At 57.1% G+C, this 12,910-nt stretch carries 15 protein-coding genes and 3 pseudogenes; 14 read left to right on the forward strand and 4 right to left on the reverse strand.

Going from position 1 to position 12,910, the window contains the following annotated elements:
• Positions 1-75: 75 nt before the first annotated feature.
• The 11 genes from OA238_RS21260 (at position 76) to OA238_RS21310 (ending at position 6,114) form a co-directional block, all read left to right on the forward strand.
• Positions 76-387: a phage holin family protein gene (locus OA238_RS21260; RefSeq protein WP_015496803.1), complete on the forward strand. Its 312-nt coding sequence runs from the start codon at positions 76-78 to the stop codon at positions 385-387.
• A gap of 88 nt (positions 388-475) precedes the next feature.
• A complete protein-coding gene (locus OA238_RS21265; protein WP_044037311.1) occupies positions 476-703 on the forward strand; it encodes a hypothetical protein in 228 nt (75 codons plus the stop codon).
• A 106-nt stretch (positions 704-809) separates the two neighbouring features.
• Positions 810-1,742 (forward strand): C40 family peptidase, encoded by a 933-nt coding sequence (locus tag OA238_RS21270; RefSeq protein WP_015496804.1) that lies wholly within the window; start codon positions 810-812, stop codon positions 1,740-1,742.
• Positions 1,739-1,996 (forward strand): hypothetical protein, encoded by a 258-nt coding sequence (locus OA238_RS33050; protein WP_015496805.1) that lies wholly within the window; start codon positions 1,739-1,741, stop codon positions 1,994-1,996. The genes OA238_RS21270 and OA238_RS33050 overlap by 4 nt, the downstream gene beginning before the upstream one ends.
• Positions 1,997-2,128: 132 nt before the next feature.
• Positions 2,129-2,482, forward strand: a complete 354-nt coding sequence (locus OA238_RS21280; RefSeq protein ID WP_015496806.1) for a hypothetical protein — start codon at positions 2,129-2,131, stop codon at positions 2,480-2,482.
• Positions 2,479-2,685, forward strand: a complete 207-nt coding sequence (locus tag OA238_RS21285) for a hypothetical protein (protein WP_044037313.1) — start codon at positions 2,479-2,481, stop codon at positions 2,683-2,685. The genes OA238_RS21280 and OA238_RS21285 overlap by 4 nt, the downstream gene beginning before the upstream one ends.
• A gap of 89 nt (positions 2,686-2,774) precedes the next feature.
• Complete coding sequence (locus OA238_RS21290) at positions 2,775-3,800, forward strand: phage tail fiber repeat family protein (protein WP_015496807.1); 1,026 nt, start codon at positions 2,775-2,777, stop codon at positions 3,798-3,800.
• Positions 3,801-3,878: 78 nt separating this feature from the next.
• Positions 3,879-4,169, forward strand: coding sequence for a hypothetical protein (locus OA238_RS21295; RefSeq protein ID WP_015496808.1), 291 nt, complete (start codon positions 3,879-3,881; stop codon positions 4,167-4,169).
• Between the two features lie 2 nt (positions 4,170-4,171).
• Positions 4,172-4,954 (forward strand): hypothetical protein, encoded by a 783-nt coding sequence (locus OA238_RS33055; RefSeq protein ID WP_015496809.1) that lies wholly within the window; start codon positions 4,172-4,174, stop codon positions 4,952-4,954.
• 81 nt (positions 4,955-5,035) lie between these two features.
• Positions 5,036-5,461, forward strand: a complete 426-nt coding sequence (locus OA238_RS21305; protein ID WP_144055951.1) for a hypothetical protein — start codon at positions 5,036-5,038, stop codon at positions 5,459-5,461.
• Positions 5,458-6,114 (forward strand): hypothetical protein, encoded by a 657-nt coding sequence (locus OA238_RS21310; RefSeq protein ID WP_015496811.1) that lies wholly within the window; start codon positions 5,458-5,460, stop codon positions 6,112-6,114. The genes OA238_RS21305 and OA238_RS21310 overlap by 4 nt, the downstream gene beginning before the upstream one ends.
• Positions 6,115-6,168: 54 nt before the next feature.
• On the opposite strand, the gene OA238_RS21315 is transcribed toward OA238_RS21310, so the two are convergent.
• Together OA238_RS21315 and OA238_RS33060 are read right to left on the reverse strand one after the other, a co-directional pair.
• Entirely contained in the window at positions 6,169-6,699 is a 531-nt protein-coding gene (locus tag OA238_RS21315) for a hypothetical protein (RefSeq protein ID WP_015496812.1), read from the reverse strand.
• 162 nt (positions 6,700-6,861) lie between these two features.
• Positions 6,862-7,020: a hypothetical protein gene (locus OA238_RS33060; RefSeq protein WP_187293091.1), complete on the reverse strand. Its 159-nt coding sequence runs from the start codon at positions 7,018-7,020 to the stop codon at positions 6,862-6,864.
• A 42-nt stretch (positions 7,021-7,062) separates the two neighbouring features.
• On the opposite strand from OA238_RS33060, the gene OA238_RS21325 reads away from it, so the two are divergent.
• Both OA238_RS21325 and OA238_RS32045 read left to right on the forward strand, forming a co-directional pair.
• Positions 7,063-7,977 carry an IS5 family transposase gene (locus tag OA238_RS21325; RefSeq protein WP_051076542.1) on the forward strand — a complete coding sequence of 305 codons (915 nt, stop codon included), beginning with the start codon at positions 7,063-7,065 and terminating at the stop codon, positions 7,975-7,977.
• Positions 7,978-8,040: 63 nt separating this feature from the next.
• Positions 8,041-8,448 (forward strand): annotated as a pseudogene (locus OA238_RS32045) (hypothetical protein); the annotation flags it as partial.
• On the opposite strand, the pseudogene OA238_RS30640 reads toward OA238_RS32045, so the two are convergent.
• Positions 8,370-9,617, reverse strand: a pseudogene (locus OA238_RS30640) (IS256-like element ISOan6 family transposase). The pseudogenes OA238_RS32045 and OA238_RS30640 overlap by 79 nt on opposite strands.
• 776 nt (positions 9,618-10,393) lie before the next feature.
• On the opposite strand from OA238_RS30640, the pseudogene OA238_RS34770 reads away from it, so the two are divergent.
• Positions 10,394-11,376 (forward strand): annotated as a pseudogene (locus OA238_RS34770) (IS5 family transposase).
• Positions 11,377-11,504: 128 nt separating this feature from the next.
• Here the strand turns inward: OA238_RS34770 and OA238_RS30645 are convergent.
• Entirely contained in the window at positions 11,505-12,653 is a 1,149-nt protein-coding gene (locus OA238_RS30645; protein WP_015496813.1) for an IS630 family transposase, read from the reverse strand.
• Positions 12,654-12,910: the final 257 nt, after the last annotated feature.

Here is a 12,910-nt window from a genome sequence, read left to right on the forward strand (position 1 = left end):
CAGGTCTTAATATAGACCTAATTAAATACCACGCAAGTGGGTTTGTACCTGCAGAAGGCAACAAAGGAGACACCCATGACCGAGCAGGGCTTTTTAGAAACGTTAAACAGCCTGTTTGGCGGCGCGATGACGACGCTGATTGGCGCCTTTACGGGGCGGCTGATGTATCACTCGGGCGAGGTCAAGCTGGGCCGGCGGCGCTTTTTTGGCAAGGAGCTCCTATGGGAAATCCCTGTCGCCATCGGCATGGCCATTATTGGCGAGGCGGTGGCGAGTTATTTGGCGCTTGGTCAGCCGGTGAGCACGGGGCTTGTGGCCACGCTGGCCTATCTGGGACCGCGAGGGGCCGAGGCGCTCATTACCGCTTGGCTTTGTCGCAAGAAATAAGCCGTCACAGATATGCAGACTACTCTTGTTAATCGGCTGGAGCATGGCCATCTGCGCAACAACAAACGGATGAAAAGAGGTGTTCCCAATGACCGGTATCGCGCAAATCCTCGCCAAGATATCTATGGCGTCCGAGCCTGTCGAAGCCCTTCGCTCAGCCGTTTTATCACAGGGTGGCTTTTGGCCCGACCTGCAGACAGGCTTAGGTATATTTGAAGTTCAACTCTTCGGCGTAGTTGGCATTGGCCCTTCCCAATCGGCGGCGGCGGATGACTGGATTGTGCAAGCCAGCGAGCGTTTGCGCGGGTCTCTTTAGGCACACAGCACCCCGCCACCCCACCTCGCAGGGCCACGCTTTTATTTAAACGACCACCATAGCCGTCCTTAAGGGGCGGCTTTTTGCATTTGCATGGGAGAGCATCATGACACCTTTTGAGATTGCCCGCGGGCTGATCGGCACCACCGAAGGCCCCGGCCCCGAGGACAACCCTGCCGTCATGGAGATGTATGCCTCTGTCGGCCACGACTGGGTGGAGCACGACTCTGTGGCTTGGTGCGCGGCCTTCGTGGGGCATTGTTTGGAGCGCGCAGGGCTGCGCTCGACGCGTAAGCTCACGGCGCGGTCTTATCTCGATTGGGGCGTGCCGGTGGAGGTGGCAGACGCACAACCGGGCGATATCGCTGTCATCCCGCGCGGGAGCTCAAGTTGGCAGGGGCATGTGTTCTTCATCGACCGGATTGAGGGCGCGTGGGTCTGGGGGCTTGGTGGCAACCAAGGGGATGCGGTCAATATAAAGCGCTATCCGGTGTCAAAGCTCCTCGGCGTACGCCGGGCGGGGAATATGGCGGTAGCGAGCACGCTCACGGTGCGTGATGTCCAAACCCGACTGCGGTCCTTGGGTTATCATGAGGTGGGTGTAGCCGATGGCCAGATCGGCCCGCGCACCAGGGCTGCAATTCTTGCCTTTCGCGATGACAACGACCTGCCGCTGGTGCCAATCATTGATGTGGCGCTGAGCGAAGCATTGGCAGAAGCCGCGCCACGCGCGGTCGCACCAGAGCGTGCTGCGGGCCGGCCCTCTGAGAGCCGGATTGTCTCTGCAGCCAATGCCCAGATCGGGCTGGGGGTTATTGGCGCTGCAGGGTCTTTGGGGGCCCAAATCGCACCAGCCTTGGCTGAGGCAGAGCAGGCCCGGGATGTCGCAAGCCGGTTCTTCGTGCTGACAGGCTTTGAGGCCTGGCTGCCTGCGGCACTGCCTTGGATAGGGATGGCCGTGTTTGTGGGGGTGATCCTTTACGCGCTCAAAGCACGGGCCGCGCGCATTGAGGATCACAAAACTGGGCGCACGCCATGATCACCCTTGCACGTGCGCTTTTCACGGGGCTCGGCAGGCGGGCCGCATTTTGCGCAGCAATCATCTTAGCCGTTCTCGTCGCGCTTTGGATCGCCGTCCGCCAGGGGCGCCAAGCTGGCGAGGCCCGCTTTGCCATCCGCCGCGCCGATGCCCGCATTCGGTCTTTGCAATCTTCAAAGGAAATCCGCCATGACGTTCAAAACATGGAGCGCAGTGATCTTCAGCGCCGTCTTGCTCGCTGGATGCGCGACTGAGGGCCGCTTGCGGACTGACTGCGACTGGGCCGCACCCATCCGTCCATCAACGCGTGATCAGCTCACCGATGGCACAGCCCGCCAGATCCTGGGCCATAATGAAACCGGGGCTGAGGTTTGTGGGTGGCTGCCATGACCATCACGACTTTGAGCGAAGGCCCGGCTGTGCTCATCGGCTATGCTTGGCGGCTCCAGATCGAAGCGGAGGCACCTGTCTTTGCCCAAGGTGCGGCCTATGCCGGTCAGATCCGGATAAGGCCGAGCGATGGCGCGGTGCTGGCCACGATCACCAGCGCCGATGGCGGTATCCTGAGGGTCAGCGACACGGTCTTAGAGTTATTGCTGCGTCCAGCGCAGACCGCAGCCCTCTTGCCCGGGCGCATTGTGCTCGATCTTGTGCGCACTGATCTCGATCCTGATCTGCATCTCGGCTTCTTGCTTGAGATCCCTGTCATATTGCCGGTCACACGGGGGCTGGTGCCATGAGTGCCGCAGCCCTCCAGACCGGTCTGATCACGATCACAGCGCCAATCCGCGTCCGCGCCGCTATGGGACCGCTGCGCCTGCATCTGGCCGGCCAGCCCGGGCCACAGGGCAAAGCCGGTCCAGACGGCGATAAAGGTGATCAAGGTAATCCTGGCATCACCATCCTTCCAAACGACGCACCCATCAACGGAGGCTTTTTCTGATAGCCAATACAATCCAGTTCAAACGCCGCCTGACCGGTAATGCCGGCGCACCCGCCGCTCTCAAATCTGGCGAGGTCGCTCATAACGAGGTGGAGAACACGCTGTATGTCGGTAAAGGCGATGACGGAGCGGGCAATGCCACGGCCATCGTGCCACTTGCAGGGACCGGCGCCTTCATTGATCTGGGCAGCACCCAGTCTGTGGGTGGCGCCAAGACCTTCTCTGTCGTGCCCAAATCCGCACAAAATGCTACGGGTGCGACCGATCTTGTGCGTAAATCCCAGTTTGATGCGGGGCTTGCCGGCAAAGCGGCATCCAGCCATGGCCACGCCGTCTCGGATATAAGTGGGTTGCAGGGCGCGCTGGATGGGAAGGCACCGAACAACCATGCCCATGGGCTCGCAGATGTGACCGGTCTGCAAACCGCGCTCAACGCGAAAGCCCCGGTGAGCTCGCCGAACTTGACCGGCTCGCCCACAGCACCCACGGCGGCCGGTGGCGCCAATACAACCCAGATCGCAACCACCGCCTTTGTGCAGACAGCGCTCGCGGGATTTGGTGCCGGTGACATGTTAAAATCCGCCTATGACGCGGATAATGACGGCAAGGTGGATGCCGCAGACATGGCCGACAGCGTGCCTTGGGCAGGTGTGACGGGCAAGCCTTCCACCTATCCGCCAGCCACGCACAGCCATACGATCGCACAGGTAACGGGGCTGCAGGCGGCCATTGATGGCAAGGCCGGATTGGCTTCCCCCGCTCTTAACGGCACACCAACAGCCCCAACGGCCGCATCCGGGACAAACACCACCCAACTGGCGACCACGGGGTTTGTGTCTGGCGAGATCGGCGCGCTGATTGCTGCGGCCCCTGGCGCGCTCGATACGCTCAATGAGCTGGCGGCGGCTTTGGGCAATGATCCGAACTTTGCCACCACCGTGACCAATGCGCTTGCAGGCAAGCTGGCTGCAGCCTCCAACCTTGCGGATCTGCCCAACAAGGCGACGGCGCGATCCAACCTCGGGCTTGGGTCACTGGCGACGCAGGCGGCGAATGCCATCACAATCACCGGTGGGAGCATCACCGGCGTGGCGCTTGATGGCGGCACGTTCTGATTGGATCTCTATCCAGCAATTGCGGATCCGCATAGATCCGTCCGTCCCCTCACATGAGGCAAATCAGGAGAAGGTCAGATGGCCAGCACAATCCGCATGAAGCGTTCCGCGGTTGCAACCAAGGTGCCGACCACCGCTCAGCTTGATCTAGGCGAATTGGCGATCAACACGCGTGACGGCAAACTCTTTCTTAAACGCGCTGATGGCAGCGAGGAAATCGTCGAGGTGGGCGCCCATTGGGGCGCCTTTACCGCCCAGGCGACCGGAGCAAACCTGACCTTCCGCTACAACGGCACTGACGTCATGACGCTCGATGGCTCGGGCAACCTCACGGTGCTTGGCAATGTCACAGCCTTTGGGAGCTTGTAGCGATGGCGCTTCCCACCACAGGGCCGATCGCGCTGAACCAGGTGAATACCGAACTTGGGCGCGCGTCCAACGCCGCTGTCGCGCTTGGTGAGCCTGAGGTGCGTAGCCTTGCCGGGGTAGCAAACGGGGCCATTGGGCTTGGTAGTCTGAGAGGCAAGTCAGCCCAGTTCACCCACACCATCACCAGCCATCAGCTGGAGCTGAACTTGCACATATATTTGCAAGAACAAGGCTGGGACGGCACAAGCAAGGTCGAGGCCACAGTGGCCGCGGGCGTCTACATCTGGTCTGACAATACGGCCATTCCTGCACTCGACATGGGCGGGGCGTTCCCTGGTGGGCTAACGCTGGTCAACCGCGGCATTATCATGGGGAAAGGTGGCGACGGCGGCTATCTTCAGGCCAACCGCAGCACCTATATCGCACCCGAGCCCGGCGGGCCTGCGTTTGGCCTGACAGGGCCAATCAGTGTCGACAATACCAACGGCTATATTGGCGGCGGCGGCGGCGGGGGCGGCGGACAGACCGGCACGCCCGGCATCATCATCTTTACGACCCCACTTTATGCCCCGGGCGGCGGTGGCGCGGGAGGGGGACGCGGCGGGCGAGCCAATAGAGGCGATACAAATGGGACAACCTTGGGCAGCTTTGGCGCTGGCGGCGCGATTAGCCAATTTGGCGCAATCGCAACGGACGCAAACAATTTTGCGGGCCAGACCACCGCCGCCCACGGCGGTGCAGGTGGCGCAAGTGGCGCCGTGAACTACGCCGGTGGCGGCATATAAGGAGATCAGGCGATGGGTAGTGGCAGTGGCAGTTCAGGTTCCCATAAAATTGGTGGAATATAGGGGCAAGGAGGCGGGCGGGTGATGCCCGGTGGACCCGGTGGCGTTGGCGAGCTGATCGTCAACGCATCACGCGCTACGGTTAGTGCCGTTGCAGGATATCCTGACAGGCGACCGTCGCCCCCCTATGGGTCAAACTTTGACACGATCTTTGCAGCACCCGGCGGCGGCCCCGGCCAAGCAGGGCGCGGCGACACCTATGATATCTACCACAGGGTCACCAATACACAGACCGGTGCAATAGCCGCAGCATATCCGCATGGCGGCGGCGGCGGTGGCTGGGGAGCGGCGGGCGGTGCGGGCGGCAGCCATCTGACGGGCGATATCAACGGCAGCTATACTGTGGGAGGCAATCCCGGTGCCGCGGGTGGCAAAGCGATCAAAACAAACGGGCATCCGGTCACCTGGCTGGGCGGATCAGACCGCGCATATGGAGCCATCGGATGAAAACATCACTGCAGTTCTTCAAAGATATGGGCGTCTGCGATGGCGCCTATGTCGTGCTCGAGCGGGTTTTCCAAGCGGCGGGCGTGACCGAATTTGATTATGCGCAGGGGTATGAGGTTATGCTCAGCATGATGGATCAAATCGAGATGGACGCGGCCCAAAGTGCTGACCCTGACCACGCGACCGCCGCAGGCTGGCTGCAGTGGTGCTATGATCTGCGCAACCGCCCTGAGGCGATCATGTACTTTGGGGACCACATTGAAGAGAACCTATTCCGTACCGCTGATGGGCAGACCCATGAGAGCTTGGAAGCGGCACAGGATTACGATCGCCGCCGTTACGGTGAGCTCAAGGCCGACCATGCCGCAGCGCGCGTGATCAATGGTGTGCGGTTTGGCGAGGGTGGAGCTGAAACTTGGGAGGTTGTGCGTCCCGAACAAGATGACCTCACCGGCTTTGATGCGTTCGTTTGGCATGACAGTACCACAGGGTTGAACCACAGGACCGAGAGCCTTGCTGAGGCCATGGCGTTTGATGCTGAACAGGCGGGGATAATAAGCAACATTGACGCCGCAGTGGCTGCCGCGCGGATCGAGCGAAGGATCTGCGATGAAAGCGGGAAGTTTGCGGTGTGGGTCGAGCATGAGGGATAAACGGCATGTCGGAAGTGGCCGTCATCAACCGCACAAGGAGCCATCAGCCCAAGTTCAGACGTCGCGCGCGCCCCTCACAAAACCGATCACGAGGTCCGACAGAAACAAAAATGGCAACGCGATCAACCAAACGGCGAAGACAAGGACCCTAGCCCCGAAAATGGCAGAGATCACGGATGCCACGATCAGCATGTAGATAAGCTGAAGTTGTGCAGCCTTCTTGCCCCGCAGCTGAACCCCTGCAAACTTGAAAGACGAGTATTGAGGCTTCAGGAAGTTGAAAGTGCCAGCCTTGTTCTTCACAGACGCGCTGACGCCGGTCTTGGAAAGGTTGAAGCCGAGAGGCCCTGCCCGCCACCGGCCGATCAGCTGAAACCGGCCATTTTGCAGCGCAACACGCGTGCCGTTGGCAATCCGTGTGGATGCGCGCAGGCCCTTTGACGAATTGGCGGTGAGGTTGACCGGGCCCGCCTTTTGTTCGCCCCGCACCGACACGCCACCCGTGCGCGATGCACGCGTGTGTTGCCCACGATGCTCGATGCGGACCTGTTTGCTGTCTTTGTCTTTTTTGCCCAGACCAAACATCAGCGCGTCTGGGGCGTTGCGTTCGCCTGAACCTGATCAATCGTATCGATCGCATCTTCAATCGTCTTCACGCAGCCGAACAGTTCGCGATCAGTCATGTTGGGGTTGCCCTTGATGGCTTTCAGCCCAGCTTCAATTGAGAAACGGAGTTCCGCACCCCCATCAGGCGTCGTAAGAACACTCTGACCCAACAGCATTTGCAGCATCATGTTCTGCGCTGGGAGCCAACGGCGCAATAACAACGCGAGGAGGCGACGTCGGGGCCAAAACAGCACCAGATCCAACATCGGGCAAAAGCGCTGATTGTGAAGGCATAACCATGGTTCTTCTCCTACGCCCTCAAGTGTAAACTTTAGCCAGTCAATTGTCTCACGCTTATTGGCACGGAGGGGTCAGCGTGGTGATGTGACAATTTGGTTGAGCCCTGAGGTTGAAGATAAGTGGCTTGCCGATAAACGTCAGACGCCAGGCGGCCAACCCACATATTCTGATATGGCCATATCAGTATGCCTGACGCTGGGTATGGTTTTCAAACAACCTTTGCGGCAGACGCAAGGATTGGTCGGCAGTTTGGCGCGGCTTATGGGGATGGATGTTTCCGTTCCGGATTTCTCGACCCTCTCGCGGAGAGGTGCGGGGCTCAGCATGCCAGAAAAATCTAAAGCCCAAAGGGCCGGCCCAATCGAATTAGTTGTGGATAGTACGGGTCTGAAGATATTCGGCGAGGGGGAATGGTTGCAGAAAAAGCATAAAACAAAGGCCAAACGTAAGTCGTGGCGCAAGCTGCACCTTGGACTGGATCTCACAACTGGAGATATCGTTTACTCTGATTTGACAAAAGACGACGTGGGCGACCCAACTGCTTTGCCCGAACTTCTCGATCAGATTGACGCTCCTGTTAGCCGCTTTTTGGCGGATGGCGCCTATGATGGCGATCCTACCAGCGATCTGCTTGTGGACCGTTTTGGTGAAGCTATAGAGATTGTAATTCCGCCTCCAATCACGGCCGTTCTCAGCCTCGATGCTGCCCGTGATCCAACGCCCCGAAATAAACACATAGCGGAGATTCGAGACAAAGGGCGCCTGGCATGGCAAGTTAGCAGCGGCTACAATCACCGGAGCCGAGGCGAAGCACAAATAGGCCGCTGGAAGATGGTCATAGGCCCCAAACTTAAAGCTCGGAAATTTCCAAACCAAAAAACTGAAGTCAGGATTGGGACAAACATTCTCAACAAAATGAACGGGCTTGGCCGTGCAAAGTACGAGGCTGTTGCATGACCTGAATTATGGGTAAGGGACACTTGCGACTACAGATGCCTCCCTGCAACAAGGCCGGTCTCCACCATCAAGTTCTTGTTAGCGGACCGGGAATTCATTGGAGCACAATGTTTGGATTTTCTTCATAAAAACAACGTCCCATTTATCATCCGTATCAAAGCAAACCAACTTGTGACCACACAGGACGGGAAAACGCAAAATCTAAGCACCTTGTTGCGCTTTGCTGCAAAGCTAAACTTTGATGCCCGGTTTGGAGGCAACAATTTGGGGGAGGCCACGTGGTTTAGCTTTGCAGCAAAATGCATCAAGGGGGGCGAGCTTTTGATCGTCGCCTCTAACCGGCCCGCCCATCGGGCGAGTTATTGTCAAATCTGGTGTTTGAGTATTGTTGGTCATGCGGTGATCTGGTCGGGGTTTGTGGTTTCGATTCCGTCTTTGAACGTGACGCCTGTGATGACTTTTGCGAGGTAGTCAAAGCCGCGTAGCTTCCTCCAATTTTGCTCAGCACATTGCCCCAGTTTGAACATCATGTGCAGCATGCCATCGCGTGACAGGCAGCCCTTTGAACGCTTGGTACGATGCCGGATCGTCGCGAAGGCCGATTCAATTGGATTGCTAGTGCGGATGCTTTGCCAATGCTGCGCCGGGAAGTCGAAGAATGCCATGAGTTCCTCACGATCTTTTTGCAGGCATAGTGTGGCCTTGGGATATTTGGGTTCGTAGGTTTTGATGAACAGATCGAACGCCTTTTCTGCATCGACTTTGGTCTCGGCCTGCCAGATGTCGTGCAGCGCGGCCTTGGCTTTTGGCTGAGACAGCTTGGGTAAACAATTGAGCACGTTCATCGTTTTGTGTTGCCAACAGCGTTGATGGCGGGTCTCAGGATAGACTTCGTCCATGGCCGCCCAAAACCCCATGGCACCGTCCCCGATGGCCAGTTTGGGCGCATTCATGCCTCAGCTTTTGAGGTTAAGCAGAACCTCGCGCCAGCTCTGCGTGGACTCGCGCACCCCATCCTCAATTGCCAGAAATCGCTTCTTGCCACGGGCAGTTACCCCAATAATAACAAGGGCACAGAGCTTGTCATCCTCGCCCCGAAGGCCGCTGTGAACGCCGTCGGCCCAGATATAGACGATGGGCTCGTCATCTAACTCAGCGCCTTTCCAAGCCTCGTATTCATTGGCCCAATCGCGTTTTAAACGCGAAACCGTATTAGCCGACAAGCCAACGGCATCTGGGCCCAGAAGAACCTTGAGGGCGGGAGCCATCTCGCCGCTGGAGATCCCTTTGAGGTAAAGCCATGGCAAGGCCGCTTCCAGCGTCTTCGTGCGGCGCACATAGGGCGGCACCAGGGCAGACCGGAATGTCACCGGTGTGCCGTCCTTGGACCGAACCTTTGGAATGCGCACGCTCACAGGGCCAATGCCCGTTTGAAACGGGCGGGCCGGATGATGTCCATTACGCACGACTGCCGCGTGACCGGCATCGGTGCGTAAGCCGGTAAATTGCGCCAAATAACTGACAAGCTCAGCCTCAACTGCTGTCGCGATCAATTGTTGTGCTCCCGTTTTCAGCAACTCCGTCAACGCGTCCGTCATCTCGTCTCGACGCGCAAAATCAACAATGTTAGTAGTTCCCATGGTGGTGTATCTCCTTTGGTTGGGCTGCTGTCTTCCAACAACAATTCAACCAGATACGCCGCCAACCTTCAAACCACTCAAACACCAGATTCAGTCATAGCTCCCATCGGGCCCTCACCACTTTCAAGAAAAAATGGGCCATTGAGAGTATCCGTCTTAATCAAGCCCAAAGCATATGTCATTATTGCGCTCATGTTCATACAGTTTCTTGGTCAGTCAGAAGGTGGATGAGGTGTGACAGTCATTTTGATCACGACCGCTTTCACCATCAACAACCTGATAGCATTTTCAATCTGTGCAGTGATCTGAGCGCCAGGCTGAGTACAAGATGTATAGTTGTTAACTTGGGTTTCAGTTCTTGATGCTAACAATGATGGTGGCATATGCATAACTCCCAGTATTAAAGCTAAAGTTTAGTTTCACTTAGGTGCTTTAAATGTAGCTAAAACTGTTGAGTTTTTATTGGTCCGGTAAGAGTAGAAAGACAGGGTATAAGAGAGCAGACGTATCCATTAGGCTATCTGCCTCTCGCTAGCAGAGAGCTTAGCGGGCTGAACAGAGCTATAGCCGAAAGTTGGTGACGGCCCAGATGGGCGGCATATCATGGCGTTGTTGACGCGCCGCAATTCTCATTGAGAAAAGGATATGCCACATGACCAAGAATACAGTTGATCGTCTTTGCATCTTCATATGAAGACATAGCAGTTTTTTCGGCGTTGTTGCAGGGACCCCAGCGGGTCTGCTAGACACCCAGCTTGCAAACGACACGGATATTCATGATGCCGCACAAATTCAACGCTTCCCGCCGCCACAAGTTTGAAAAGAAGCGACAGAAGGTCACCAACTGGCGAGTGTACAATGAAGGCCTGCGTCAGCGTGGTGATGTGACAATTTGGTTGAGCCCTGAGGTTGAAGATAAGTGGCTTGCCGATAAACGTCAGACGCCAGGCGGCCAACCCACATATTCTGATATGGCCATATCAGTATGCCTGACGCTGGGTATGGTTTTCAAACAACCTTTGCGGCAGACGCAAGGATTGGTCGGCAGTTTGGCGCGGCTTATGGGGATGGATGTTTCCGTTCCGGATTTCTCGACCCTCTCGCGGAGAGGTGCGGGGCTCAGCATGCCAGAAAAACTCTAAAGCCCAAAGGGCCGGCCCAATCGAATTAGTTGTGGATAGTACGGGTCTAAAGATATTCGGCGAGGGGGGAATGGTTGCAGAAAAAGCATAAAACAAAGGCCAAACGTAAGTCGTGGCGCAAGCTGCACCTTGGACTGGATCTCACAACTGGAGATATCGTTTACTCTGATTTGACAAAAGACGACGTGGGCGACCCAACTGCTTTGCCCGAACTTCTCGATCAGATTGACGCTCCTGTTAGCCGCTTTTTGGCGGATGGCGCCTATGATGGCGATCCTACCAGCGATCTGCTTGTGGACCGTTTTGGTGAAGCTATAGAGATTGTAATTCCGCCTCCAATCACGGCCGTTCTCAGCCTCGATGCTGCCCGTGATCCAACGCCCCGAGATAAACACATAGCGGAGATTCGAGACAAAGGGCGCCTGACATGGCAAGTTAGCAGCGGCTACAATCACCGGAGCCGCGGCGAAGCACAAATAGGCCGCTGGAAGATGGTCATCGGCCCCAAACTGAAAGCTCGAAACTTTCCAAACCAAAAAACTGAAGTCAGGATTGGGACAAACATTCTCAACAAAATGAACGGGCTTGGCCGTGCCAAGTACGAGGCTGTTGCATGACCTGAATCATGGGAAAGGGACACTTGCGACTACAGATGCCTCCCTGCAACAACGCCAACTGTGAGTGTGCTTCACGTTTGCGCCACAGACTCACATAGGCACCCTAAGGGTCAATCTAGTGCCGTGATTCAGGCAATTTGCGGGTAAAGCTGAGAGAGCTTTATTCTGGCGTCTTCGGAGGTGAAGTGCCAGTTTGTCTTGGCTCGTGCGTTGCTTCGGTTTTGGGTCCAAGCTGTGACTTCTGTTTCCAAAGACGCTTGGTCAGGGATGCGGCGATCCAGGCATTGGCGAGCCAAAACGCTGAGTTCGCATTCTGCGATGTTCAACCAGGAACCATGTTTTGGCGTGTAGTGCCTCTCGAAGCGATCAGCGATGCGTTTGGCTTCAGCCGCTGGAAAGGCTTTGTAGAGTGACGCAGGTCGATGGGTGTTCAGATTGTCTTGGACAAGAACGATCTTGTCGACCTTTGAGAAGTGGGTGTCTGCCAAGTCCCTGAGGACATGAGCATAGTCGATAGCGGTGCGCCGGGCGCGGACAGCGACATGACGCCAGCCTTCTAGCGGCGCGAACACCATAAACAAGCTGGCCACACCGTTGCGTTCATACTCATAGTCAAACCGCGCGGGCTGGCCCGGCTGCATGGGAAACGGCGCGCGGGTTTCTTTGGTCAGCTGTTTGGAGGTCTCGTCCAGGCAGACCAGCGGGCGCGCCGGATCGTGTGGGCGTGTGTAGACGTCGAGCACATCTTCCATTGCAGCGACGAATGCGGCATTTGCCGATGGCGGGATCACCCAATAGCGGCTCTGGTGCGGTTTGAGCACGTTTTTTTTAGCACGCGCCCGATCGTGCTGTCGCTGGCCGCCTCGACGATGCCCAGCTCGACGACGCGCTTTTCCAAAAGCCGCAGCGACCAGCGTGCATGGCCTTTGGGGGGCGGAACAAGCAAACGCGATCAGCTTTGCCTCAGCTTCGCCGTCAAAGATCCGCGCGTGCGCCGATGTTGACTGCTTCTTGCGAGCCAGTGCCGCCTCAAGTCCCTCTTCAACAAGCTGGTAGCGCGTACGAAAGACAGTTGAAGATCTGGTCTCCAATGCCTCGGCGATCCGCGCGTCATCCCAACCGCAGCCTTCGGTGGACACATCCGCCTTCAACAATATTCGCGCCTTGAGCTGCCGATACGCCGCTTCACGACCGGTGCGGATCATCCCCTCCAGTTGCTCACGCTCCTCTGAATTCAAACGAACCACATACTTCACAGCTGGCCCACGTTTGCCCATATCAACATCCTCCAAAAGTTATTCCGGAGTGATTCAGAAAATCCAAACCCTGTCAAACCTCGTGACGCGAGGCACTAGTGCTCTGCACCAGACGAAAGTTTCGCAGCCTATCTCTGGACCTCCCAATTGTTCAAACAGCCGGTGCAAATGTTACCTAAGCGCACAGTAGGGGCTTTCCAAAGTTTAGGCTGGTCGCCTTGTGCATTTACGCGAACGGCCCTTTGCAGCCATTGGCCACCACCTCAAAATGCTGCGGT

The organism is Octadecabacter arcticus 238, from assembly GCF_000155735.2.
GTDB classification, from domain to species: Bacteria; Pseudomonadota; Alphaproteobacteria; order Rhodobacterales; family Rhodobacteraceae; genus Octadecabacter; species Octadecabacter arcticus.

Bases quoted from the DNA above. Each gene is read 5' to 3' on its own strand.
- OA238_RS21295 (WP_015496808.1), top strand. From the start codon at position 3,879: ATGGCCAGCACAATCCGCATGAAGCGTTCCGCGGTTGCAACCAAGGTG.
- OA238_RS21280 (WP_015496806.1), top strand. From the start codon at position 2,129: ATGACCATCACGACTTTGAGCGAAGGCCCGGCTGTGCTCATCGGCTAT.
- OA238_RS21265 (WP_044037311.1), top strand. From the start codon at position 476: ATGACCGGTATCGCGCAAATCCTCGCCAAGATATCTATGGCGTCCGAG.
- OA238_RS21260 (WP_015496803.1), top strand. From the start codon at position 76: ATGACCGAGCAGGGCTTTTTAGAAACGTTAAACAGCCTGTTTGGCGGC.
- OA238_RS21270 (WP_015496804.1), top strand. From the start codon at position 810: ATGACACCTTTTGAGATTGCCCGCGGGCTGATCGGCACCACCGAAGGC.
- OA238_RS21310 (WP_015496811.1), top strand. From the start codon at position 5,458: ATGAAAACATCACTGCAGTTCTTCAAAGATATGGGCGTCTGCGATGGC.
- OA238_RS33050 (WP_015496805.1), top strand. From the start codon at position 1,739: ATGATCACCCTTGCACGTGCGCTTTTCACGGGGCTCGGCAGGCGGGCC.
- OA238_RS33060 (WP_187293091.1), bottom strand. From the start codon at position 7,020: ATGGTTATGCCTTCACAATCAGCGCTTTTGCCCGATGTTGGATCTGGT.
- OA238_RS30645 (WP_015496813.1), bottom strand. From the start codon at position 12,653: ATGGGCAAACGTGGGCCAGCTGTGAAGTATGTGGTTCGTTTGAATTCA.
- OA238_RS21315 (WP_015496812.1), bottom strand. From the start codon at position 6,699: ATGTTTGGTCTGGGCAAAAAAGACAAAGACAGCAAACAGGTCCGCATC.
- OA238_RS33055 (WP_015496809.1), top strand. From the start codon at position 4,172: ATGGCGCTTCCCACCACAGGGCCGATCGCGCTGAACCAGGTGAATACC.
- OA238_RS21285 (WP_044037313.1), top strand. From the start codon at position 2,479: ATGAGTGCCGCAGCCCTCCAGACCGGTCTGATCACGATCACAGCGCCA.